The following is a 24,134-nucleotide window of genomic DNA, read 5'->3' on the forward strand; positions in this document are numbered from 1 at the left end:
GACGGGACGATCGCCTATCTCGGGCGGGCCGACGACCTCGTCAAGATCCGCGGTTTCCTGGTCAACCCGATCGAGGTCGACGAGGTGCTGGCCCGCGACCGCGCGGTCGCGGCGTCGGTGACCGTGGTCCGGCCCGGGGCGGACGGGAACGAGCTCGTGAGCTATGTCGTACCGTCAGCGGCTCACCGCCCGGCCGTCGCCTCGTTGCGCTCGCGGCTCGCGGCCGTGTTGCCGTCCCCCTCGGTACCAGTGGAGATCATCGAGGTCGCGCGGCTCTCGGTCACCGCGAACGGGAAGATAGATCTGTCCTCGCTGCCCGAGCGGGCGCAGCCGACGGCGTCGGCTCATCGTGAGCCGCCGGAGAGCCCACTCGAACGGCACCTGGCGGAGATCTGGTCATCCGTCCTCGGCGTCACCGATCTGGGTATCACCGACAATTTCTTCGATCTCGGCGGTACGTCCCTGAAGATGATCCGCCTGCACACGGCGGTCTGCCGGGAGCTGGGCGCCGCCATCTCGCTGATCACGCTCTACGAGAATCCCACCATCCAGGCGCTGGCCCGTGGGCTGGCGCAAGAGCGCGAAGACCTGATCGGCTCCGAGCGCCGGCCGCGAGGCCGGTCCACGTCCGAGCGTTCGCGCCGGATCGCGGCCCGGCGACGCGTGTGATCTGAGAGGACATGTCAAGATGCGGGTGCCCATGTCGCAGGGACAGTGGTGGATCTGGCGCGACGTGGGGTTGCGCAGCGCGGGCTTCCCCTTCTCCGCGCTGGAGGACCTGGCCGACGAGCCTCTTGCCGCCCTCGCGGACGATCCGGGCGACGACGGTGCGTTCCTGCGCGCCTGGGAGACCGGTACGTCGCGCGGCGTACAGCGCATGATCCAGATCGCTGAGACGGAGGCGATCCGCTCCGCCCTTGTCTGGCAAAATCCTGACATCCTGGAACATGTCGTTGACTGGCTCAAACGCCACGGGGACACGTCCGAGCGCAACAAACGGCGGCGCCGCAAGGAAGTGGCGCTCGCCAACTATCTCCAGCGCTATCACGCGAAGAACGAGACCATCGGCGCATTCGGCCCCGCGGCCTGGGCCGAGCTGGACGGACCGTCAGTTGACGTGCGTATCGGCCCCAGCCTGATCCGCGCCCGCCAGGTCGACTTCGAGGACTGGGCGGTGGACGGCCTGGCCCGGGCGTTCGCGGCCGATCCGGAGGTGCGTCGCCATCTCCCGCCGGCGCTCGCCCTGGGTGTCCGACTGCACGGCCGGATCGTGGCGCGTCCCGACCTGTCCACCGAGGTCCTGTCCGCCGATCTGGCGCGGGTCGCCGCGTGCTGCGACGGTTCGCGGGACCTCCGCATGATCACTACCGAGCTGGCCTGGAAGCACGGGGCCGGCGCGTACGACGAGGTCCGCGTCGCCGCATGGCTGGCCGAGCTCGCCGAACGCGGGATCATCGGATGGCGGTTCGACGTCTCGCAGGGGCCCTCGGCGATGGACGAGCTGCGCACGCAGCTAGAGACGCTGCCACCGGCCTCACGGGGCACGCTGCCGGCGGTCGTCGACCGGTTCGAGCGGCTGCGTGCGGATCTGGAGCAGGCGCAGGGTCGTCCTGAGCCGCTGGCGAAAGGGCTCGCCGCGCTCGACGAGGAGTTCGAGGCGCTGACGGGGAGCCTGGCGAGGCGTGGGCACGGCCAGTACCGCGCCGGGAGGAGGCTGGCGCACGAGGAGTGCCGGCGAGACGTCGATGTCACGCTGGGCCGTACCTTCCTCGATGCCTTCGAGGCGCCGATGTCGCTGCTCCTCACCAGCGTTCGATGGCTGCTCGGCGAACTGGCGGCGGTGATCGAGTCGACGCTGCGTGATGTCGTCAGGCAGCTCGGTGCCGACCTCGCCTCCCACGATGGCCGCGTACCGCTCGGGCTCGTGCTCGCGCGGGGTTATTCGGTGTTGGAAGGCAGCCCGGCGTTCGATCCGGTCATCGCCGGCCTGCGGGAGCGCTGGCAGGAGATCCTGGACTATGACGAAACCCCCTCTCGGGTCGAACGGACCTCGGGAGCACTGGCCCAGGCTGTCGAGAGGGCGTTCCCCGCGCCCAGCCGCGCGCCCTGGTACGGCGCGGCGCGCCACAGCCCCGACGTGATGGTGGCCGCGGAGAGCCCGGCAGAGTTCGCGGCCGGCCGCTTCTTCCTCGTCATGGGGGAGATGCACATCGCCAGAGAGACGCTCGACTCCCTGACCTTCTCGCGATGGCATCCGAAGCCGGAAAGGCTCGTCGCCGCGTCCGAAGAACACGATCACGACCAGCCGAGGTTCGTCCCCCTGTATCCGCGCGGCACGCCGGGCATCACCGGCCGCTCCTACCCGACTCCCGACCTGGTCTCGGATCAGTACCTGTACCTGTCCTTCGGCGCGCGGACCGGCGCCCGGCCCGTCCCACCGCACCGGGTCTGGCCCGTCGACCGGCTCGTGGTCGCGGAGAGCGACACGGGTCTCGTCGTCACCGGACGGTCCGGCGGGTTCGCATCCCCGCTGCTGGACGTCCTGGGCGAATACCTGAGCCACCTGGTCGTCGACGCCTTCCAGCTCATGCGGCCGCTCGGCCATACGCCACGCGTCACCGTCGACCGGATGGTGATCGCCCGCGAGTCGTGGCGGCGCCCGGCCGCCGAGATTCCGGTGGGACCGGGCACCGGCGAGGCGGAGGCGTTCGCCGCCGTCCGGGCGTGGGCGCGCCGGCTCGGTCTGCCACGACACCTGTTCTGGCGCACTCCGGGGGAGCCCAAGCCGATCTACCTCGATCTGGCGAGTCCCGCGCTGGTCAACCTGTTCGCCGCGATCGTCAGGCGGGCCCGCCGGGAGCGCCCCGACCAGGTGGTGACGCTCACCGAGATGCTTCCCGATCCCGGTCTGCTGTGGCTGCGCGATGCCGAAGGACGGCGATACACCAGCGAGTTCCGCCTGGTCGTGGCCGACACGCAGCCCTGACCGGTCGTGGCCGACGCTCAGCCCTGACTGGTCGTGCCCGACGCTGTCGTGGCCAACGCTGTCGTGGCCGACACTCAGTCCTGACTGAAGACCAGGCGCAGTTCGCTGGTGTGGGTACGTCCCTGCGCGTCGGGCAGCCACGTGTGCGCGGGGTCCGGATGCATCTCGGTGATGGAGATGACCCCGCCGGACTTGCGTCCCTTGCGGACCTCTGTGAGGAAGTCGTTGACGAACAGCGGGCTGTCGAAGTCGAGGTATCTCGGCTTCGTCCTGGACGCGGCCCGCCAGAACACGAACCGCGGCATCCCGTGCGCGTCGGCCCAGCGTCGCAGGGCGGCGTAGGCGGCGCCCCCGGATCCGCGATGCGGAATCTCGGCGGCCGGCACCCGCCAGGTCTCCCGCGCCATGACCAGCCGGTCGATGGTCACGCGCGGCGTGTGCGGCAGCGGACGCAACGGGCGGAACAGGCTGCCGAGCGCGTCCTGGGCGAGTTCGCCGAAGACATCGAGCATCGTGAGACGTCCGCCGTCGGGCGTGCGTACGACGAGGTCGGGATCACGCTCCGCGATGAGCTTCGACAGCTCCAGCAGGCGGCCCCGAGGCGTCGGCCGCTCGCCATTGCCAGGGGAGAAGGAGAGATACCAATAGCGATCGGAGTAGAGCTCGGGGGTGGGGTAGTCGCGTCCGGTCAGCTCTCCCGTCCGGGGATAGACCGGTACGAGCCGCGGGTGTCTGGCCAGGGCCTGCTCCGCGTACCGCATCAGCCGTGCGGGATCGGGATGGAACTCGGCGAACGACACCGAGTCCACCGTGACCATCGCGGGATGGAGCTCGCCCAGGACGAACTCGTATCTGCCCGCGCACAGGTCCTCGGGGCCGCGAGCGGCGATCATCACGTCGGGGCTGTGGTGACAAGCGCCGTACCAGGTCGGAGGGGGTGCGGCGAACCGGGTGCGGACGAGGTCGGCGAGGTCGGATGACCGCCTGGTGACGCGCCGGGTGCCCGGTTGGAAAGCGAGGAGCTCATGCCAGATGTCCTGGAACTCCTCCGTCGCCGCCACGAACCAGGAGTGGTCTCCCATGCGCTCGAAGAACTGACCGACCAGCAACCCGAGCGGCACGGGTGCCCCGGCCGCCGTCCGATCGAAGATCTCGCCCACCAGCGCTTCGAGGCATGAGCCGAACCGCCAGGTCAGCCACTGTGCGCCGGCCAGCATCAGGTGCATGGGGGGCAGCAAGGCGGCCTCGACATCGGCTCCCAGCCGCAGCTCCAGATCCCGCTCGCACTCCTCGTACGCCGCGCGTCTGCCCATGGGCCGTTGGTCTCGGCTGTGCACGGCGGGTCCGCCGGTGAGTTCGACCAGGTCGGCGTCGAGAGCTTGGAAGGCGGCCGCCAGCGGCTCAGGCCGGTCACCCGCGAGTTCGAGCCGACGACGGCCCTCTTCGAGCCTGCCGAGGGCCTCCGCCGCCGCGGGGACATTCTGAAGGGCCCGCTCCGGCCACGCGTCCTGCGGTACGTCGTACTTCCAGATGATCAGGCCGGCGTCGTTCAGTCGTTCGAGGGCGGCGAGGACATCGCGCTCGCCCTGGATCTCGGTCAGGTTGCGCCGACGCAGGTCGTCGGCCAGGTCGACGGCCAGCTTGACGCCATCGAGGCGGGCGAGAACGGCCGCGTCCGCCGCGGGCAACCTGTGAGGCGGGGCGCCGGGACGGATCACCTGCCGCCCCATGACCATGACGCCGTGGCGTCGGGCCGCCGGTATCCCGCTGCGCGTGGCAGCGTCCGCCGAAAGGGCTTCCGCCAGCGCGTCGATCGCCCAGTCCTCGAAACGAACCGACCTTCTGGAGACCAGACGCGCTCCTGCACGGACGAACGTGCCGCCGCTGTCGATCCGGAACCAGACGTAGGGCCCGAACGAGCCGATGGTCTCGTTGCGGACGTGGTAGCGCTGGGCGTATCTGGCGAGCGTGGCCTCCTTGCGGCGTCTGTCCCGGTTGTGCACGTAAGGGTGCTCATGCCGGAGCAGCCAGCCGACTAGCTGGCCGATCATCTCAGGGTTCTGCCAGAGCAGCGCGGTCGTGAAGGAGTCGCCCTGCGCGATATCAAGGAGGTCCGCGCTGGCGCGTTCGGCGCCCGCCTGCCAGGAGAGCTCGATCTGCTCGGCGGTGCTGCCGGGGTCGAGGGCCAGGGCCGCGGTCTCCGGGTCGGCGAGTCGCAGCAGTTCCAGTACCGGCAGTCCCGCGCCACGCAACACGATGTCCGGCCACAGCCGCCAGGCGGGTTCAGCCATGCCCTGCCTATCGTCGGTTCGATGGTTGGTTGGACACGGTCATTCAGCCACGGGACATCCCTTCGGAGCTAGTAGTCCAAAAGTGGACCTCTCCGAAATCGGACTCCCGATGGCCACGAAGGATGGACTGGAATAGGGAGGAGCCTGCCGTCCGAGGAAGGGGCTCCATGACCGATCGCCGGCCGCGCCAGACCCGAGGCCGGGCGCCTCGCCCCCGCGCCTCGACCGTCTTCCGGCTCACGGAGATCCTGAGGGAGGTGCTCGGTGCCGCCGCCGGATTCGACGACGACCTCCGCACTCTTGACCGCGATCCCGTGCTGATCACCCGAATTCACCACGGAATTCTTGAGTCCTTCGGTGTCTCCCTCCCGCTCGACCCGCTCTTCGAGGCTCCGACGCTCACCCGACTCGCCGAACTCGTGGAACAGGCCATGGACAGCGCCACCCGCACCTAGCCGCAGGCCGACCTCCGTGCCGGGTTCCTCGAGCTCGCCGCCGCCGTCACGCCGGGTGCATCGGCTGGTCCTCGTGCTCGCCGGCGCTGGCCGCTCGGGCCGGGAGGAGCAGAGCGGTGACGATCACGGCCACGGACAGCACCGCGCCGATGATGAAGGCCAGCCGCATGCCGTCGAGGGTGGCGAGCACCTGCGTGACTCCCTCGGATCTCAGGGTTTCGGCTCGCGCGCTCATCACGGTGACCACGAGCGCGGTGCCGATGGCCGCGGAGACCTGCTGCAGCGTGCTCAGGATCGAGCTGGCGTGGGAGTAGAGCGGCGGGGGAACCGCGCCGAGCCCGATGGTGAACACCGGGGTGAAGGTCGCGGCCAGACCCACCATCAGCAGCGCGTGCAGACCGAGGAGCTGCCAGAACGGCATGGTCATCGTGATCTGGGTGAAGCCGGCCAGCGCGAGCGTGATGCCGATCGCGCCGGGGACGACCAGGACCCGGCCGCCGTACTGGTCGAACAGGCGGCCGACGATCGGACCGAGCAGCCCCATCGCGAGGCCGCCCGGCATCACGAGGAGTCCGGTCTCCAGGGGGGTGAGCCCGCGGATGTTCTGCAGGTAGAGCGGCAGCAGGATCATCGAGCCGAGCATCGCCATGAAGGCCACCGACATCATGATCAGCGCGACCGTGTAGGTGCGGTGGCGCAGGGTGCGCAGGTCCAGCAGCGGCGTGCCGCGCTTCTGCAACGACAGCTGGCGCACGACGAAGACGGCGATGGCGACCAGACCGGCCCCCACGATCGTGGCGGCGACGCCCACGTCACCGCCTTCGAACCGGCTGAGCCCATAGACCAGACCGCCGAAGCCGACCGCCGCGGTCACCACGCTCAACCAGTCGATGGTGCTGAACTCGGTCTCTCCGACGTTCTTGAGCTGCTTCAGGCCACGCCACGTGATCAAGGCGGCGATGGGCAGCACCACGGCGAACAGCAGCCGCCAGGACCCGAATTGCAGGATCACCCCGGAGACCGCCGGACCCATCGCGGGCGCGACCGAGATGGCCAGGGTGACGTTGCCCATCACCCGGCCCCGCTCTTCTTGGGGCACCACCTGCATCAGCGTGGTCATCAGCAGCGGCATCATCACCGCGGTCCCGGACGCCTGGATGATGCGGGCGCCGAGCAGCACCTCGAACGACGGCGCGACGGCGGCCAACGCCGTGCCGAGCAGGAACAAGCCCATCGCGGTGGTGTACGCGCTGCGCGTGGACACCCGCTGCAGGAACCATCCGGTGATAGGGATCACAGCGGCCATGGTCAGCATGAAGGCGGTCGAGAGCCACTGCGCGGTCTGCTCGGTGATGTGCAGCGCGTCGATCAGCCGAGGGATCGCATTGATCATGATCGTCTCATTGAGAATGACCACGAATGTGGCGAGCACCAGCAGCCGGATCACGGCCGGGGTACGACCTCGAACGGCGGCCGCGGAGTTGGCGGGTGAGTCGAGCTGTGGGCTGGGCACGGAACCTCGATCTTGGTTGTCGGACATGACGTGGTCATGGCTGGCGTCGCAGCCTTGGGTCTCACAAGAAGTTGTCGTCATGCAAAGACTGACCGGCACCACCGACAAAACTCATCGCCCCTGCCCCAGCATTCCGGCGAGTGATGCGAAATGTCACCCGGTTTTCACTGGCGGCGGATGACGATCTCCGGATGGCGGTCAGTGCGGCGCCAAGCCGCTCAGCCGCTCAGCGCTCAGCCGCCGGCGCTCAGCGCTCCGGGGCCGGCCGATCGGCCGACCGGCCGTAGAGCATCGCGGTCCACGCATTGGTGAGGACGTCGATGAGAACCTGCTCGTCGTCGAAGGGCGGCACCCCGGCCGCGGCGAGGTAGTAGAGGCGTTCCCCCAACCAGGTCAGTGAGGCGGCCACGGCGCGTACGTCGACGTCGCCGAGCTGCCGGAGCGCCTCCGGGTCGGATCGGATGCGGGCCGCGGCGGCCTCGGTGAACAGGTCCATCTGTTCGAGCCACAGGGTCCGCAGGCCATCGTCGGAGCCCCAGCTCTCCACGATCGCCATGAGGACGCCCGCGTTGGCGCGCCACAGCCGGGCGCCGTCGCTCACGCCGGCCCGGAGCGCGGCCGCCGGGTCCTGCTGCCCGCCGATCCAGGGCTGCGCCGCCTGCTGCCCCTGCGCCACGGCGGCGCGTACCAGCTCGCCAAGTACGGCCTGCTTGCTCGGGAAGTAGAAGTAGAAGCTGGCCCGGGAGACCTCGGCGGCGGTCAGGATGTCGGCCACGCTCAGGGTGTCGAAGCGGCGCTCGCGCAGCAGCTCGCGCGTCGCCGACATGATGCGCTCCCGAAGCTCCGCGGCGGCCGGCGCTGCTCCAGATCGGCGAGCGGACTGTGCGGTGCGCTTGGCAGACATGCGATCCAGCATACGACCGCCTGTACGGACAACGCGTCTAGACGCCATGTCCATACATTGTGTATGGTCGCGGTTCATGGCACACATAGCGATCCACCTGGTCGTCACCGACCCCGACCACGCCGCAGCCTGGTACGCCGAGGCTCTGGGCGCCCGCGAGACCAACCGCATCACCCTTCCCGGCGGCCGCACGCTGACCGTCGACCTCCTGCTCGGCGACACCGTCCTCGCGGTGGCCGCGGAGATGCCCGCGCTGGGGATGCGTTCCCCGGCCGCCCTCGGTGGCACCTCCGCCGCCTTTCACCTACCGGTCCTGGACGTCGACGCGGCCTGGGCACGAGCGCTGAAGGCGGGAGCCACGGTCTTCGAGCCGGTGCACGACGCCTTCTGGGGTGAGCGCACCGGCCAGGTGCTCGACCCGTTCGGGCATCGCTGGGCGCTGGACCAGCGCATCCGCGACGTGCCGCACGACGAGATCGTCTCCCGCGCCGCGGAGCTGTTCAGCGGATCGGCGACGGCATGAGGTACCGCACGCTGGGCGCGAGCGGTCTGCGGGTCTCCGAGCTGATCATGGGCGCCATGACCTTCGGCGAGCAGGGAGGCGTCGGCGCGCCGTTGCCGGAGTGCCGGCGAATGCTCGACCTGTACGCCGAGGCCGGCGGCAACATGATCGACACCGCCGTCAACTACCGCGACGGGGCCAGCGAGCAGATACTCGGCGAGCTGCTGGAGGGCCGGCGCGAGTCGTTCGTGCTCGGCACGAAGTACACCGTCTCACGCGACCGCGCCGACCCCAACGCGGCCGGGAACCATCGCAAGAACCTGCGGGCGTCGCTGGAGACCAGCCTGCGCCGGCTGCGCACGGACTACGTGGACGTCTACTGGGTGCACATGTGGGACCGCGCCACGCCGATCGAGGAGACCATGCGTGCGCTGGACGACGAGGTCCGGGCCGGCAAAGTCCTGTACGTAGGGATCTCCGACGCCCCCGCCTGGATCGTGTCCCGGGCGAACACGCTGGCGCAGTGGCACGGCTGGAGTCCGTTCATCGGTCTCCAGGTGCCGTACAGCCTGCTCCAGCGCGACATCGAACGCGAGCTGCTGCCCATGGCCGAGTCGCTCGGACTGGGCGTCACCGCGTGGAGCCCGCTGGGCGGCGGCGTGCTGTCCGGCAAGTACATCCGCCCCGATGGACCCGCGACCGGTGGCCGGCTCAGCGCGGAATCGCTCTCGGCTCGTGACCACGCCGTCGCCCGAGTGGTACAGGACGTCGCCGACGACCTCGGCGTCACGCCCTCGCAGGTAGCCATCGCCTGGACGACGAGCCGCTCCCACGCCGTCCACCCCATCGTCGGGGCGCGCAGCACCGACCAACTCCGCGACAACCTCGCCGCCGCCGACCTCACCCTGCCGCCCGAAAGCATCGCCGTCCTGGAACAGGCCACCGGCTTCGCGCTGGGATTCCCGGGGGACTTCATCAACCAGACGTCTTCGTGGGTCTTCGGCTCGTCGCTCGTCGACCCACGCTGACAAGCAGACTGCTTCCTATGGGGCCTTCCGCACGTGCGTGGTGTCGGTGTCGAGGAGGGTGCCGTCGGCGCTGGCCGGCGCGATTTCCGGCACCGGGGTGCCGTGCTGGTCGACAAGGGTGGAGTGGGTCTCTCCGGGGGCGAAGGCGTGGCGTTCTCCCCACTGCCGCAGGGTGAGGATGACCGGGAAGAGGTCGCGGCCGACCTCGGTGAGCACGTATTCCTGGCGGCGCCCCGATGACGCGGTGCGCTGAGCGAGGAGTCCGTGAGCGGTGAGCTTGCGGAGACGGTCGGTGAGGACATTGCGGGCGATGCCGGTGCGTCGCTGGAACTCGGTGAACGATCGTGCCCCGTCCATCGCGTCGCGGACGACGAGCAGGCTCCACCTGTCGCCGACGAGGTCGAGCGTGCGGGCGACCGGGCACTCCGGGTCGGTCCAGTCGGAGTTGATGATGCTCGACACGACACCTCCCGATCGGTTGCGAATTGAAACCATTATGCCCTACGGTCAAATTGGTTGCAATCTGCTACTGATCGGGATTTGGAGTGCGATGGGCGTGTGGCGGCGGTTGCTGCTCTCGATGGTGTGCGGTGTCGCGGTGGCGAGCATCTATGCCGCGCAGCCGGTTCTGGAGCCGATGGGACGCGACCTCGGTGTGTCGGCGGAGCTCACCGGGTGGATCGTCGCGACCGGCCAGTTCGGCTATCTGGCAGGGCTGGTGCTGCTGGTGCCGCTTGGCGATGTGGTCGACAGGCGCCGGCTCATCGCCGTACACCTGGCGCTCACCGCAGTGGGCATGACCCTGACGGCCTCGGCGTCAGCCGCGTGGGTGGCGTTCGTGGGGATCGCGGTGGCCGGGGTGTTCGCGGTCGTGGTGCAGACCACGGTGGCCTACGCCGCGTCGGTCTCGCCGCCTGCCGAACGCGGACGGAACATCGGCGTCGTGACCTCGGGTGTTGTGATCGGCATCCTGGGCGCGCGGATCGTCGCCGGCACGCTCGCCGAGGTGTGGGGCTGGCGGAGCGTCTATGCCGTGCTCGCGGTGCTGTCACTCGGGCTCGCCGCCCTCGTCCTCGCCGTACTGCCGTCAGAGGAACGCCCCAACCGGCCTACGGGGTACGGGCGGGCCGTCGTCTCACTCGGCGGGCTGTTCGGGCAGCGCGTCTTCCTGACGCGCGGGCTCATCGCGTTCTTCTTGTTCGCCTCGTTCGGAACCCTGTGGAGCGGACTGTCCCTGCCGCTGGCGGACCCGCCGTGGCGGCTGACCGAGAGCCAGATCGGACTGTTCGGCCTCGCCGGACTCGCCGGCGCACTCGGCGCGGCCCGCGCGGGACGCTGGGCGGACGCGGGACGGGCGGCCCCGGTCACCGGTCTCGCGCTCACCCTGCTCATCCTCTCGTGGGCGGCGATCGCGCGGCTGCCGTGGTCACTGTGGCTCCTCATCGTCGGAATCGTGGTCCTCGACTTCGCGGTCCAGGCCGTACATGTGAGCAACCAGCACCTGCTCACCGCCGCGCATCCGGATCGCACCAGCAGCGTCATCGGCGGCTACATGGTCTTCTACTCGCTCGGCTCCGCCCTCGGCGCGGCCGCGACCACCGCCATGTTCACCGCCCACGGCTGGGCGGGCTCCAGTCTCCTCGGGGCCGGATTCGCGGCCTGCGCGCTGGCCGTCTGGGCGACCGGCAGGCGACCGCCCCTCGACAGTGTTGCCAGACCCGGCGTCCTGAGCGCTGATCAGCGGTGATAGGTGAAGCCCGCGAGCCCCGCCGCGCCCGCCACGCACAGCCCCGAACCGTCGGGGAACCACGCGACACCGTGCAGCGCGCCGTCCAACACGATCCCGCTCTCGGACCTGCGCAGGCCGAAGTGCCACACGCGCAGGCATCCGTTGGCCGCGGTCGTGGCCAGGCGGGTGCCGTCCGGTGAGAAGGCCACCCCGGTCAGCTGGTCGTCGTGCCCGAACCGCGCCACCCGCTCGCCCTCCATGACGTCGAACAGCTCGACAACGCCGCCCGTCGTGCCCGCCGCCACATACCGGCCGTCCGGCGCGACCGCCAGCGCTTGGACGTCCTGGTCCGCCTCCATGCCGGGGCCGAGCGGGCGGCCGTCCCGCGTCCACCGTCGTACCTCCCGGCCCGCCGCGACGGCCACCCAGGTGGAGTCCGGGCCGATGGCGACCGCGCGGACGTCGTCGTCGTACGGTCCCAGGACCACAGACCCCTCACCGTCCCGGGTCAGGACGTGGACCTCGTCGTCGGCGGCGACGGCCATCCAGGCGGCGTCCGGCGCGATCGCCGCCGACGGCAGCTCGGCCGTGGGTCTGTCGGAGTGCACGGCCTCGGTCCTGCGCACGCTGCCGTCCGCGTCCAGCACCAGGATGAGCCCGTCGCCATCGCCCGTGAGCAGGAACGTCCCGTCGGGGGAGACCGCCACGCTCTCCGCCCACGCCCGGGGCCCCTGCCCGCGCGGGCTCGCGTCGGCATTCCACAAGCGGACGCCGTCCGGCCCGGCCGTGGCGAGGTAGGAGCCGTCCGGTACGACCGCGACGGCATACGGGGTGTGCCGGCCGCCGCCGGGCTCGGCCGGAGCCTCCCGCAAGGCCAGGTCCACATCCCAGATCCGCACCGTCTCGTCGAGACTGACCGAGGCCAGCCGGCCGCTGTCGGGCGTGACCACCAAAGCGTGGATCCCGGCGGTGTGGCCGTGCAGGCGGGCGCGTACCGCTCCGCTCAGGTCCACGATCACCACGTTGTCGTCGAAGTCGGTGACCGCGAGCCAGTCGCCGCCCGGTGCGACGGCAAGGGCTCTGCCGCCGCAGGACACGTCGAGCAGGGCGCGCCGGCTGCCGTCGGCGTTCACCAGCAGGACGCCGTCCTCGTCGCCGATCAGCGCCAGCCACTCTCCCGAGGGCGCGATCACCACCGCTTCGGCGCCGTCGTCCTCGAGGATGGTCGCCCGGTGCGTCCCGTCGGCGTTCCACAGGTGGACGCCGCCTGGCCCGGTGGTGACCAGCCATGTCCCGTCAGGGGAGATGGCGATGCGCTCGTACTCGTCGCCCTCCTCCACGCGGGCGTGCAGCGTCCCGTCGGCCCCCCAGAACCACAGGAACCCGTCCCCGGCCGCGGCCAGCCATGTCCCGTCCGGCGCGATCGCCACCGCCTCGACGCCGCCGGGATGACCAGTGAGGACCGCACGCGGCGTCCCGTCCGCCTCCCACAGGCGGACGGTCTCGTCCCAGCTCGCGGTGGCCAGCCAGGAGCCGTCACGAGCCGAGGCCACCGACGTGACCATGGCCTCGTGGCCGAGCAGGCTGTCTGGCCGTACGCCGTCCAAGCCCCAGCGCGGCACCAGGGCATCACCCGCGGCCGCCAGCCAGGCTCCGTCCCCGCTGATCGCCAGGTCGGGTAGCCCCACAAAGCCATGGCGGAACGTGCGTAGCAGCGCCGGATGCGGCAGGCCCGGCGGCGTCCAGCGGGACTCCAGCCAAGGCCTGCCGTCAGCCTGCAGCCACCTGCGGAACTCCGCGGGCCGGCCCGGGATCGCGTGCAGGCGGGCGGCGAGCGTGGCCAGGACGTCCACGCCGATGCCGTGACGAGCCGACTCCAGCACGTGGGCCGAGCCGCCCAGGACACGGCCGAGCGCCTCGGCCGGTCCGGCGCCTGCCCTGGCCAGGTCCGCCATCGCCGCCTCGACGCCGGACCGTTGGATCCGGCCGGCCAGCCAGAGCCCGTCACAGACCACCTCCCGCAGCCCTTCCATGTCTCCGGCGTCGGCGTACAGGCCGGCGATGCGCCGCAGCAGCCACTCGCTGGTGCCGGGCAGGTCGAGCCAATCCTCCGGGTCCTGCTCCATGTCGGCGTCGATCAGCGCCCGGCGCGCCCGGGTCAGGCCCTCCGGGCCGAGCACCTCGCGGACACGGGCGCCCGCTTCGCGCACGAGCACCAGATTCGCCTCATCGATACGCCGCCTGAGCAGGGACAGGCTCTCCAGCCTGGCGATCAGCGCGTCGAGCCGGCCGCGTGTCATGCCGCCGTCCGCGCTCCACATCATCGCGGCCACACCGAGGGGAACGGTCTCGTCCGCGCCGAACAGGCCGAGCTCCAGGAACCGCTCGGCGGCGGACGGATCGACCGAGCGCAACCTGCCGACGGAGTGATCCACGAGAGCGCCGATCAGCGCCGCGCGCGAAGCGGGGTCGGCAAGATCCACCCGTTCCGCGATCCGCCCCGCGATCCGCGCCGCCACCGCGCCGGCCGGTTCTCCCGTGCCGACCTGCTCGGCGATCGCCCCATGGACCATGGCCAGGGCGAGCGGCCAGCCACCGGTCAGCTCCGCCAGCCGGGCGGCCGCCGCCTCCGTCAATTCGGGCAGGTCGCGACGCAGCAGCTCGACAGCCTGCGCCGACGTCATCGGCCCGACGGGCAGCGTGACGCCGAACTCCGGCAGGTCATCGGCGACAGCGGTGGTGACCAGCCACGTCCACCCCGGTACCCAGGAGACCAGCGGCACGACCAGGCGCGCGTTCGGCACGCCGTCGATCACCACCAGCCGGGCCCCGGGCTTGAAGATCACTTCATCCAGGGCCTCCGACACCGCGTCCTCGTCGTGGATGTCCGGAATGTCGTCAAACCGGGACAGGAGCTGATCCTCCTCGCCATACAGGCTGCCCAGAACGTCGATCACCTCGGAAGCCCACTCTTCCGGGCCCTCGCCGCCGGCGTTGACCCAGCCGATGCCCTCGGTGAAATGCCCGGCCACCTCGGGGCGGCGCAGCGCGGCCGCCACGAGGGCGGTGACGCCCATCCCCTCCACGCCGCCCACCTCCGGGACCATCGTCACCAGGCCGCCGTCCCCGGAGGTCAGCGCGGCCACGACCCGATCCACCTCCGCCGAACGCTCGACCCACCCGTCCGTACCGGGAATCGCCCCTGCCCGCGCCATCCGCGCCCCCCTTCGTCGCCTAGAGGATCAACGACGCGGGGCGCCGAAACGTTCGCCCCGGTTCGCGAGCTAACGATCACATACAGGCCGCACCTGCCCGCCCTGGCCACCTCTGCCGGTACGTGGAGTCGCCTGAACATCACCGAGCCCGTGGTCGTCTGAACATTCGCCGATTGCAGGAAGGGCCCTCAGGTGAACATCAACCAGAGGCCGTGTTCGGGGAGGAAGGCCATTGTTGAAGTTCCAGGTGCTCGGTCCCATGAGGGTGCTGAGAGGCGACACAGAGATACCTATCAAGGCCCCGAAACAACGTACGGTACTCGCGCTTCTCCTCAGCAGGGCCAATCAGTTCGTCTCCATCGACCGGCTGATTCAGGAGGTCTGGGACGAGAAACCGCCCGCGTCCGCGAAACAGACACTGCAATCACTCGTCTCACGGCTCAAACGCTCCTTAGAAGAAGGCGCGCCTGGTGCGGTGGTCAGCTACACGAACGGATACGAGCTCGTCTTATCCGACGCCGCCGACTTCGACATGCGGACATTCGACGACGCCGTGACACGGATCAGGGCGCGGGCCTCCGCTGGTTACGACCAGGACGTCGCCGCGTGGGTCGACCAGGCTCTCGGGCTGTGGCGAGGCTCCGCCTTCGACGACGTTCCGGCGACTCCGGTCATCTCGGCGGAGGCCACAAGGCTGGAAGAGGCACGGCTGCAGCTCTGGGAGATGTGGGCCGACATCCGGCTGGCCCGCAACGCCCACGAGGAGGTCATCGTCGAGCATCAGGCGCTGCTCGCCGAGCATCCGGTGCGCGAGCGGCTGTGGGGCCAGCTCATGCTCGCCCTGTATCACAGCGGTCGCCGGACCGAGGCGCTCAAGGCGTACATCGAGGTGCGTGAGCTGCTCGTCAGGGAGATCGGCGTCGAACCCGGAGGAGAACTGCGCCGACTCCACGCGCAGATCCTGGACAGCACTGTTCCTCCCGCTGAATCCACCACGAAGACCGACGTGCGCCCCAACCCGGCCAACCGGGCCTCGGTCCTCCTTCCCCGCCAGTTACCGCCTGACTTGCCGCATTTCATTGGAAGGCAGGAGGAGCTGACTGGGGCGCGTGAGCTGTTCCGTCAGGGCAGGGCGCGCAACCGGGGCACCGTGATCGCGATCTCCGGCATGGCAGGGATCGGGAAGACCATGTTCGCGCTCCATCTGGCTCATCAGATGCAGGACCGGTTCCCCGACGGGCAGCTCTTCGTGGATCTGCACTCCTCCGAGGCCCGGCCACTCGATCCAGCCGAGGTGCTGCAGCGTTTTCTGCGGTGGGTCGGAGTCTCCGGCCAGGACGTGCCCACGGAGCCAGGGGATCGGATCGCGATGTACCGCAGCGTGCTGGCGAACCGCCGCATGCTGGTGGTGCTCGACAACGCCGCAAGCGAGGCACAGGTCGAACCGCTGCTGCCCGGCGGCCACCAGTGCTCGGTGCTGGTGACCAGTCGCAGGAGGCTTCCCGGGCTTGCCGGAGCGCATCACTTCGAGCTCGACCTGTTCACCGAGGAGCAGGCCGGCGAGCTGCTCGCGGACGTCATCGGGCCGGCGCGGACGAGCGACGGGCCCGAAGAGGTACGGCGCCTGGCCGCGCTGTGCGGACGTCATCCCCTCTCGTTACGGATTTCCGCCACCCGCTTGGCGGCCAAACCGCACTGGACGATCGACCTGCTGGTGAAGCGGCTGGCCGACGAGCGGAACAGACTGGCCGAGCTGGAGTACCGCTCCACCACGGTACGAGCCGGCTTCAACCTGAGTTACCAGGGGCTTCCTCCCGGGGCCCAGCGGCTGTTCCAGCTGCTGGGGCTGCTGCGGGTGCGTACTTTCGCCGCCTGGCTGGCCGCTCCCCTTCTCGACACCTCGCTGCCCGAGGCCGAGGAGCACGTCGAGCTGCTCGTCGAAAACCAACTCCTCCAGGTGGCGGGCCGGGACCGCGCCGGACAGTTTCGCTACCGCTTTCACGATCTGATCCATCTCTACAGCAGAGAACTGGGACAAGCTCATCTGACGGCGCACGAGCGGATGGCGGCGACGACGCGGCTGCTGGGCGCCTGGCTGACGTTGGCCGATCGCGCCCATGACACCAGTTATGGGGCGAATTTCCTGCTCAATCACGGCGACTTCCCCAGGTGGCCGCTGGACCCGTCCCACTGTGACAGTCTGCTGGCCGATCCGTGGACGTGGTGGGACACCGAACGTGAGTCATTGGTCGGCTTCATTGCCCAGGCGGCCGATGAGGGTGCGCACGAGGCGTGCTGGGACCTGGCGGTCACCTCGACAACCCTTTTCGGTACGTACGGCTACCTCGACGACTGGCAGGTCACTCACGACACGGCGCTCGCCGCCACCCGGCGGTACGCGAACCGGCGGGGCGAGGCCATCGTTCTGAGCCATATGGGCGCGCTTCGGATATACCAGCGCCGTTACCAGGAAGCCCTCGGCTTCCTGTCCCAGGCGGCGGCGAATCTGGCCGATCTGGGTGACATGCGGGCGCTGGCGCTCTGTGATGTGGGCATGGGGATCGCCAAGCGGGGTCAGGGTGACCTACGCGGCACACTGTGGCATTTCCGTGAGGCGTACGCGTTGCTGAGCGGCCGGGCGGATCCGCTGGCCGAAGCGCACGTTCTTCTTCAGATGGGGCAGACTCACCTCGCGCTGCTCGATGTGGGGGAAGCGGAGGGCGCCCTTGACCAGGCCCGTCTCCTCGCGTGCAGTGTCGACAGCGGGCCGGTCGAGGGCTACATCCACTACTGGCTGGGGATGACCTACCTGAGCAAGCAGGATTACGCTGCGGCGAGTGGTGCGTTCTCCCGGTCGGTCCGCCTGCTTTCGACGACCGGCGACACACGAGCCGAAGTGTCCGCGCTGGAGGGCCTGGCTCGTAGCCACCTTGAGGCCGGAGAGCGTGAGAAGGCCGGCCACCTCCTTCTTCAGGCCGGCGCGATGGCGCATGAGGTGCCCGACAGCGCCCGTGCGGTCCGTACGCTGACCGAGATCGCCACGCTGATGGCGGAACTGGGTGATCATGGCCACGCCCTCGACATGGTGAACCGTGCGATCGGTCTGTGCGCGAGCGTCGGGGACGCCGAGACGAAGGCGGGACTGCTCGACCGGCTCGCCGAGGTCCAGCACGCAGGCGGCCTGTAGCCGCCAGGCCGCCTGCGTGCCGGACCTCCGCTACCAGGCCGCCTGCGTGCTGACCTCCGCTACCAGGCCGCCGCCATCCGGGCCGCCGCCGCCGGGCAAGGGCGGCGGAGACCCGGATGAGGAGTGGAGTGCGGGCTACTCGCACAGGTGGACGCTGCCCGGATCGATGCCGGCCGCTTCCGGCATCGACAGGTTCCAGGGGTTGCCGGCCTGCCCGGATCCGGTGCAGGCGCCGTAGGCGCTCTCCCACGCGCCGCCGTTTCTCGGCGCCCGGGTGAACATTCCGAAATCTCCCTTGACGGCCGGTGCGGCGCTGCCGGTCGGCTGCCCGGTCAGGTCGATCGCCTGGCCGTTGTGGTAGAGGTACTGGTCCGGCATGAAGCTGGAGCGCAGCACCGGGTTGCCGCCGTTCTGCCGGACCTGCCCGTCGGCACAGACCTTGAAGTCGAGCTGCTGCCAGATCGGCGGCGCGTTGTTGAAGATGGACCCGAGCGCCTCTGTCGCGCCCGAGGTGGCGAAGAACATGTTGTACACCTCGATCGCCACCTGCTGGACCTCGGCCGGCAGGCGCTGATCGGTGGACACGCGCGCCAGCCACGCGGCGGTTTCGTCGCCCACCCTCGACACTCCCAGCATGGGCCGGTATCCGATCAAGCCGCCGGAGACGGACTTGGCCGCCACACACGTGCCGTTGTCGACGAGCGCGACCGGCTTGCCGGTGGCCAGGTAGGCGCGTCCGGGCAGGATGCCGTCCGCGTTCGCCGTGGCGGTCCGGACCCTGCCGTCATGCTCGTTGAGGTCGGCGACGCTGTAGGTGAGGTCGGGCGGGACGATGCCGTAGTCGTCGTACAGGGCTTGGAAGGTGTTCATCACGAACGCGGGAAGCACGGTGTCCCCGGTCCGGTCGTCGTAGTCGACGTACTGGCTGCCGTCCACGATGGTGCCGTCGTCCGCCTTGACGAAGGAGACGGTCGCCTTTGCCCTGACCTTGTAACTGGTGTCGCGCGAGTCGAACCAGGAGGGTTTGGTCGAGCTGGTGGGCCGGTCGGTGTAGGGATTGGCGAAGTGGATCCAGTTGTTGAGCGCCTTGCCGGGCGGATGGTTGACCGGATCGGTGCCGGCCTCGACGACCTGCTGGTGCCATGCCTGCATGGCCGCCTTGATCTTCGGCATCGCGCACGTGCGGCTCGGCTCAGAGTCGCAGGTCGGGAACGCGGTCACATCGCCGGAGGTCTTCAGCCCCCAGTTGTACAGGGCGCTGCGGCTGACCAGCGGCGAGTTGACCCAGCTGAAGGTGGAGCTCGAGTCGATGTCCTGGTTCTCGTCGAACAGCGCGACCGCGTCCACGGTGTGCTCGGCGAAGGTGCCCTTGATGGGCCGGACCGCGATGGCGTCGAAGACGATGCTCTCGTCCCCTTCCGCCCCGTCGACCGCCGTGCTCAGCGTCACCTTGGGAACGCCGTCGAACATGAACGCTCCGAGAGACCTCCACTGGTTGGCGTTGACCTGTTGGGAGATCGTCCGTTTCCGCACGCCGTTGGCGGTCTCGATCTCGTACGTCGCCTCCTTGGTGTAGCCGTAGTGATCCGGCAGGTGGACCAGGACCTGGGCCGGCTGGCTGAGAGACTTGCCCAGCGTCCAGGTGCCCTTGATCCGCATCGTGCTGCGGCCCGGGTCACGGGTGTGGCCGAAGTAGTAGTGCCCGGCGTAGCCGCCGCCGATCTGGTGCAGGTCGATCTTCGAGGGATAGTGGCCCTGCCCATCGTCGGCGAAGGTGAAGGCGAATTGCCCGTCATTGGTGCCCGTGGTCCCGCAGCGAGGCGTGGGGGTACCGCCGGAGATGCTGTCGATGATGAGGGAGCCGGCGGGCAGGCCCGTCGCGCTGCACGCGGGCGGATAGGCGGTTCCGTTGTCCTGGTAGGCGTAGCCGGGATCGAAGCGGAGTGTCTCGTTGCCGCAACTGTAGGAACAGTCACTCTTCCAGGTCGCCGACTGGTGGAACCAGCAGCGCAGGTCGCTCTGGCTGCACGGCCCGTCGGGCTCGTTGAGGTTGTTGGGGAACTTCTCGCCCGGATAACAGGCGTTGGAGCTGTTGCAGAACAGCTCACGCGGCGGTTTGACGTTGTACCTGTTCTGCGGGGCAGTGGTGCCGGTGCCGTTCCACCAAGCGGGACGGAAACCCACCACGTACGTGTTGGGCGACTCCAGAGCCTCGATGGGATGCCCGGCCCAGCCCAGCACCTTCTCCGGGTATGGCCAGTACTGGGGGGTCTTGGCGTCGGTATATCCGCTTTCCAGGAACGGCGCACGGTCCGCCGGGTACCGCGGGTTGATCGGGTTGTTCGCCCATCCGACGCCCCAGAAGCCGTCCCCCTGGTTCGTATAGAAGCCGCTGTTGTAGGCCCAGAGCGCGAAGAACCAGTTCTCCATCTTCGACGGGTCCCCGTTGTTGATCTTCATGCCGGCACCGGCGGTCTGGTTCCACTTCTGCTCCAGGATCTGCACCCCGGCCGCGATGTTCGTGGCGAAGTCCAGCGCGACCGCCCGCTGCTGGTCGTACGGCTTCGTCGACTGCCCCTTGCCGGGCAGGCGCATCCCGTCGGTCACCTGGGTGACGCCGTAGCCGCAGTCCGCCTTGTCCCAGTGCACATCCCAGTCGTCATCGGGGTTGGAGTTGTAGATTGCCAGACCGTAGTAGTTGCCGATGAGGGGATTTCCGGTCTCGCCGGGAACGACCAGGCGGGTGGCCTGCCACATGTTGGACTCCTGGGCGGTCACACCGAGCATGATCTGCGCCGGGATGTAGCCGCCCCCCACCAGGCCGGGTCGCGGGAACAGCCCTTGCGGGGTGTACAAGGGCATCCCGAGGTTGTTCCAGTCCTTTTTCCGCTCGAAGTTCGCGAGCGCGCCTCGGACGGCCTGGTCCACCGCCCACTCGACCTGCCGCGGCTTCGGCTGCAACGCCTGGTTGCGGGGATCGTTGCGGGGAACCGAGCATGTCCGTTCGCCCTCGACCGGATCACTCGAGGAACCGCTCTCCGCAGTGACCTTCGCGGACGGCTTCGCAGGCTTCAGGGCTGGACTTGCTTCGCGGCCCGAAGCGGGTTCGGGGGAGGTCGGGTGGGCGGTGTCGACCGTGAAGCCAACGGTCTTGCCCGTGGCCGTCACCCGCATGGCGACATTGACCGGCCTCGGAGCCGCAGGCGAGGAGACCGGCGTCCGGGGGTCGGTGCTACCTGCCCAGTCGACGGAGGTGAGGGCGGCGCGCCCCTGGGTGGAGACCTGCGCCCCCGCTGAGGCGTCGAGCCGTGTGACGGAGGGGGAGAGCCGCGCGGTGGCGGCGACGTCACCGGTCAGGAACACCCGCCCCTCCGAGCCGGCGGAGATGCCAACCGACCCCCATCTCCCCGTGGCCAGGTCCGTGATCTCGGCAGGCTTCACGGCCCGAGGCTGCTCAGGGACAACGGTCCGCCGGACCACCGCAGCGTCCCTGTCGTGGTCCATGAACACCACGCCGCCGCCGGCGTCCACATGAAGCCGTAACGGGACGTCACGGGTACGGAGTAAGGGAACGCGCTTCCCCTTGTCCGTCACCATGACCAGCCGCCTGCCGTCGGCGGCCACCACCCCGCCCTGGACCGGGACCGGAGAGGTCACCTGCCCCGCCAACTCCAGCGGCGCGCCTACCAGGCCCTTGCCGGCATCGACCCGCATCAGCCGGGTCCTGCCCCGCGTCTTCGCCTGGTCCTGCACGCCCTCCTGGATGAGTACGGCCGACTCCCCGGCTCCGCATCCGGGGTTGAAGTAGGCCAGGGACGTCTGCACCGGCAGCTTCCGCACACTGCCGCTGACCAGGTCGACCACGGCCGTGAAGCCGCCCCGCGCCGAGAGCTCTTCCTTGTTGGTGAAGGTCCGTGGGGCGTAGACGACGACGATCCGCCGTCCGCCACCCGTCAAGCAGGCGTTGCCGATCCACTGATCCGCCTCGAACCCCGGCTCGGACAGCGTGGCGACGGTGCGCCAGGCATACCCGTCCTTCTCCTCGGCGACCAGGACGTGCAGGCCGTCGCCGTCCCCGGAGGTCGTCCAGATCAGATCGCCCGACCGCTGCCACCCGTTGCCCAGCAGGCCATCTCGCTGACGGGCATCCACCATGGCCGGGCCGCCGCCGGGATGGCGGGGCGCGGCGATGTCAGCCTCGGGACCGGGTGGTTCGGCGGCGGAAGCGGGGGCCGCCAGAAGTGAGCAGATGAGACTTGTGACAAGAAGTAAGACCCAGCGCCGATGCGCTCTCATTCGTGACCCCTCTTTACTCGGGGGAAGTGGCACTTTCACGCACGCGGGCATGCCGGCTCGCCGTCGGTTTGACCGGCGGGCCGGCAGGCTGCGATGGAATACGCCCAATAGGTCGCGGCTCGGTCGCTCTCAGGGGGAGAAGGCGACTCTCACGCGACTGAGCCGATCAGTGGGCGGCGATGATGGACTTGGCGTTCGAGACCCACGTGTTGAAGATCGACAGTGCGGTGGTGAGCTGCGCCTGGTTCTGGTCGAGCACCTGCTTCTGGTAGGCGATCTCCAGTGCCTTGTAGGTGCCGACGAGGTTGGTCTCCGCCTGGCAGGCGGCGTCGGCGGCCGCGGCGGCCTTCTCCTCGGCGCCGGCCGGGGTGTCGGCCGCACGTTGTGCCCAACGCGGGTCCAAGTGGGCGCTGACCGGGTTGTCGTAGTGGAAGCCGCGGCTGGCCATGCAGGAGCTCCACGTGGCCAACACCGGCTGCATCCGGTCGTCGCGCAGGGCCGAGAACTTCGCCTCCACCGCAAGGAAACGCGGGTCGATGGGCAGCTCCGGCGCGTTGCCCTTCAGCTGCCTTTCACCCTCGGACAAGCAGCCTCCTGCGGGTACCGCGGCACCGCTCGCGGTCGTGGTCTCGGCGCCCGCATAGGCGCGCACGGCATCGGCGCTGGGCGCGCTCTCCGAAGACGATCCAAGATCTGGCGCCTTCTCCGAAAGCACCGTTGGATACCCCGATTGGGTGGCGTCCGCAAGAGGCAGGTAGTCGAGCAGGTCGCTGTCTTCGTCGTCCTTCGGTCCAGACATGGCGTCGGTGGTCCAGGTGGTGAAGCCGAGCGTCCGCATGCAGTCGCGGGCTTTCAGCTCACTGGCGGTGTCGATGAGATCGATGTCGCTCAGCGACGTCATCACCGGATCCAGGGGCATGGGGATCGGATCCTTGCTGGTGATCTTCGGGATGGGGCCGAGAGGCGGCGGGGTCGACGGAGTGTCCGAAGGATCCGGAGTCGGCGTGGGCGGCGTCTCCGTGAAGGTCACCGGCGGCTCGCTGGGTGATGCGACCGGCGTAGGTGTGCTACCGGCGCCCGGCCCGCCAGGGTCGGCCTTCGCCGTGGCGAAACCGCCGGCGGCGAAAACGGCCGCGCTCAGCGTCACGACCACGGCCAACCGCCTTCTCGGTCCGTGTGAGCGCCCCGCGCGAGGGTTTTCTCGCTGCATAATAACTCTTCCTCCTATTGCCACACACATTCAGTTTGGGGGCCCATTGACGGATACATGTGAATATTGCATGCGCCGAAGCTTTCCGGGTACAGGAACACGTTGTACCAGTTGAAATGCTCGACGCTGAGAGAAAGAATGTCATGGGAGGAATCGCCGTCGCATCCGCCCTTGTTGATCAGGACCCAGCCCGGGTAGGTTTTGAGGTGCTTCTGTTTCCACTCCTGGGTGATGAATGCGTGATGGCCCTTGTCGGTGGGCCATTGAGTGACCCCGGACCCGCAGCTGTTGTAGGCGGTGAGCAGCAGGTTGCTGTTCCCGTTGAACTCCACGTAGTATCCGTCGCTGAGCTTCTGGTCCCACCACCACTGGGTCATGGTGCCGTTCCACTTGTAGGCTCCGACGGCTGCGCCTTTCTTTTTGGAAGAGTGGAGTACCTCGAGATATCGCTTCCCATACAAGTCCGCGAAGTTCTTCCACGTGACCCAATGGGGCTTCGCGTGTGCCGCGGTGGCCGGAAGCGCGCCGAAGGCCAAGGTCAGGCCGACGGATACCGCCGCCGCCTTACGCCCCCACCGAGCCAACCCAGAACATGCGGAAGCAAGCACAGACGATGTGCCTCTTTTCATGTTCCCTCCTATTTCCCTAATTGCGCATTCGTGGAGAACTGTCCCGATCGCCGATCCACTCGGTGGACGCTACGGCGCCTCTCAGCGCGGCGCTTGCGCCGCGGTTGCATGTAGCGAGCACCATGATGAACGCGCCCACGCGTGCGTGGCCGCGGGTGACGTTCCGCAGGGGAGGGAGCTTGATTCCGC

General features: G+C 69.2%; 15 protein-coding genes and 1 pseudogene. 8 read left to right on the plus strand and 8 right to left on the minus strand.

Going from position 1 to position 24,134, the window contains the following annotated elements:
- A partial coding sequence (locus AB0H88_RS46300; RefSeq protein WP_357655701.1) for a phosphopantetheine-binding protein occupies positions 1 to 669 on the plus strand: 669 nt, incomplete at its 5' end.
- Positions 670 to 688: 19 nt separating this feature from the next.
- Positions 689 to 2,986, plus strand: coding sequence for a lantibiotic dehydratase (locus tag AB0H88_RS46305; protein ID WP_357655703.1), 2,298 nt, complete (start codon positions 689 to 691; stop codon positions 2,984 to 2,986).
- A 74-nt stretch (positions 2,987 to 3,060) separates the two neighbouring features.
- Here the strand turns inward: AB0H88_RS46305 and AB0H88_RS46310 are convergent, their stop codons facing one another.
- Positions 3,061 to 5,277: a lantibiotic dehydratase gene (locus AB0H88_RS46310; RefSeq protein ID WP_357655706.1), complete on the minus strand. Its 2,217-nt coding sequence runs from the start codon at positions 5,275 to 5,277 to the stop codon at positions 3,061 to 3,063.
- 167 nt (positions 5,278 to 5,444) lie between these two features.
- Here AB0H88_RS46310 and AB0H88_RS46315 point away from each other — a divergent pair, with 167 nt between their 5' ends.
- Positions 5,445 to 5,732 carry a phosphopantetheine-binding protein gene (locus AB0H88_RS46315; protein WP_357655709.1) on the plus strand — a complete coding sequence of 96 codons (288 nt, stop codon included), beginning with the start codon at positions 5,445 to 5,447 and terminating at the stop codon, positions 5,730 to 5,732.
- A gap of 46 nt (positions 5,733 to 5,778) precedes the next feature.
- Here the strand turns inward: AB0H88_RS46315 and AB0H88_RS46320 are convergent, their stop codons facing one another.
- Together AB0H88_RS46320 and AB0H88_RS46325 are read right to left on the minus strand one after the other, a co-directional pair.
- A complete protein-coding gene (locus tag AB0H88_RS46320; RefSeq protein WP_357655711.1) occupies positions 5,779 to 7,245 on the minus strand; it encodes an MDR family MFS transporter in 1,467 nt (488 codons plus the stop codon).
- Between the two features lie 247 nt (positions 7,246 to 7,492).
- Complete coding sequence (locus AB0H88_RS46325) at positions 7,493 to 8,071, minus strand: helix-turn-helix domain-containing protein (protein ID WP_357655714.1); 579 nt, start codon at positions 8,069 to 8,071, stop codon at positions 7,493 to 7,495.
- A gap of 154 nt (positions 8,072 to 8,225) precedes the next feature.
- Between AB0H88_RS46325 and AB0H88_RS46330 the strand changes: the two genes are divergently transcribed.
- Complete coding sequence (locus tag AB0H88_RS46330; protein WP_357655717.1) at positions 8,226 to 8,672, plus strand: VOC family protein; 447 nt, start codon at positions 8,226 to 8,228, stop codon at positions 8,670 to 8,672.
- A complete protein-coding gene (locus AB0H88_RS46335) occupies positions 8,669 to 9,679 on the plus strand; it encodes an aldo/keto reductase (protein ID WP_357655720.1) in 1,011 nt (336 codons plus the stop codon). The genes AB0H88_RS46330 and AB0H88_RS46335 overlap by 4 nt, the downstream gene beginning before the upstream one ends.
- Positions 9,680 to 9,694: 15 nt before the next feature.
- Here AB0H88_RS46335 and AB0H88_RS46340 read toward each other — a convergent pair whose 3' ends face one another.
- Positions 9,695 to 10,141 carry a helix-turn-helix domain-containing protein gene (locus AB0H88_RS46340; protein WP_357655721.1) on the minus strand — a complete coding sequence of 149 codons (447 nt, stop codon included), beginning with the start codon at positions 10,139 to 10,141 and terminating at the stop codon, positions 9,695 to 9,697.
- A gap of 88 nt (positions 10,142 to 10,229) precedes the next feature.
- On the opposite strand from AB0H88_RS46340, the gene AB0H88_RS46345 reads away from it, so the two are divergent.
- Positions 10,230 to 11,426, plus strand: a complete 1,197-nt coding sequence (locus AB0H88_RS46345) for an MFS transporter (RefSeq protein ID WP_357655724.1) — start codon at positions 10,230 to 10,232, stop codon at positions 11,424 to 11,426.
- Here the strand turns inward: AB0H88_RS46345 and AB0H88_RS46350 are convergent.
- Positions 11,417 to 14,623, minus strand: coding sequence for a WD40 repeat domain-containing protein (locus AB0H88_RS46350; protein ID WP_357655726.1), 3,207 nt, complete (start codon positions 14,621 to 14,623; stop codon positions 11,417 to 11,419). The two genes, AB0H88_RS46345 and AB0H88_RS46350, sit on opposite strands and share 10 nt — an antisense overlap.
- A gap of 259 nt (positions 14,624 to 14,882) precedes the next feature.
- Between AB0H88_RS46350 and AB0H88_RS46355 the strand changes: the two are divergent.
- Both AB0H88_RS46355 and AB0H88_RS46360 read left to right on the plus strand, forming a co-directional pair.
- Positions 14,883 to 15,080: pseudogene (locus AB0H88_RS46355) on the plus strand (winged helix-turn-helix domain-containing protein); the annotation flags it as partial.
- Between the two features lie 18 nt (positions 15,081 to 15,098).
- Entirely contained in the window at positions 15,099 to 17,810 is a 2,712-nt protein-coding gene (locus AB0H88_RS46360; protein WP_357655873.1) for a BTAD domain-containing putative transcriptional regulator, read from the plus strand.
- A 135-nt stretch (positions 17,811 to 17,945) separates the two neighbouring features.
- On the opposite strand, the gene AB0H88_RS46365 is transcribed toward AB0H88_RS46360, so the two are convergent.
- From AB0H88_RS46365 to AB0H88_RS46375, 3 genes are all read right to left on the minus strand, one after another.
- Positions 17,946 to 21,965 carry a hypothetical protein gene (locus AB0H88_RS46365; RefSeq protein WP_357655729.1) on the minus strand — a complete coding sequence of 1,340 codons (4,020 nt, stop codon included), beginning with the start codon at positions 21,963 to 21,965 and terminating at the stop codon, positions 17,946 to 17,948.
- Positions 21,966 to 22,272: 307 nt separating this feature from the next.
- Positions 22,273 to 23,259 carry a hypothetical protein gene (locus AB0H88_RS46370; protein WP_357655731.1) on the minus strand — a complete coding sequence of 329 codons (987 nt, stop codon included), beginning with the start codon at positions 23,257 to 23,259 and terminating at the stop codon, positions 22,273 to 22,275.
- A gap of 71 nt (positions 23,260 to 23,330) precedes the next feature.
- Positions 23,331 to 23,945 carry an RICIN domain-containing protein gene (locus AB0H88_RS46375; RefSeq protein WP_357655734.1) on the minus strand — a complete coding sequence of 205 codons (615 nt, stop codon included), beginning with the start codon at positions 23,943 to 23,945 and terminating at the stop codon, positions 23,331 to 23,333.
- Positions 23,946 to 24,134 lie beyond the last annotated feature (189 nt).

It is taken from the genome of Nonomuraea sp. NPDC050680 (assembly GCF_040654555.1).
Lineage (GTDB): Bacteria > Actinomycetota > Actinomycetes > Streptosporangiales > Streptosporangiaceae > Nonomuraea.

Coding starts and splice junctions, on each gene's coding strand:
- AB0H88_RS46305 (WP_357655703.1), top strand. CDS start 689: ATGCGGGTGCCCATGTCGCAGGGACAGTGGTGGATCTGGCGCGACGTG.
- AB0H88_RS46310 (WP_357655706.1), bottom strand. CDS start 5,277: ATGGCTGAACCCGCCTGGCGGCTGTGGCCGGACATCGTGTTGCGTGGC.
- AB0H88_RS46315 (WP_357655709.1), top strand. CDS start 5,445: ATGACCGATCGCCGGCCGCGCCAGACCCGAGGCCGGGCGCCTCGCCCC.
- AB0H88_RS46325 (WP_357655714.1), bottom strand. CDS start 8,071: ATGTCGGCGACGCGCGAGCTGCTGCGCGAGCGCCGCTTCGACACCCTG.
- AB0H88_RS46330 (WP_357655717.1), top strand. CDS start 8,226: ATGGCACACATAGCGATCCACCTGGTCGTCACCGACCCCGACCACGCC.
- AB0H88_RS46335 (WP_357655720.1), top strand. CDS start 8,669: ATGAGGTACCGCACGCTGGGCGCGAGCGGTCTGCGGGTCTCCGAGCTG.
- AB0H88_RS46345 (WP_357655724.1), top strand. CDS start 10,230: ATGGGCGTGTGGCGGCGGTTGCTGCTCTCGATGGTGTGCGGTGTCGCG.
- AB0H88_RS46350 (WP_357655726.1), bottom strand. CDS start 14,623: ATGGCGCGGGCAGGGGCGATTCCCGGTACGGACGGGTGGGTCGAGCGT.
- AB0H88_RS46365 (WP_357655729.1), bottom strand. CDS start 21,965: ATGGTGGATGCCCGTCAGCGAGATGGCCTGCTGGGCAACGGGTGGCAG.
- AB0H88_RS46375 (WP_357655734.1), bottom strand. CDS start 23,945: ATGAAAAGAGGCACATCGTCTGTGCTTGCTTCCGCATGTTCTGGGTTG.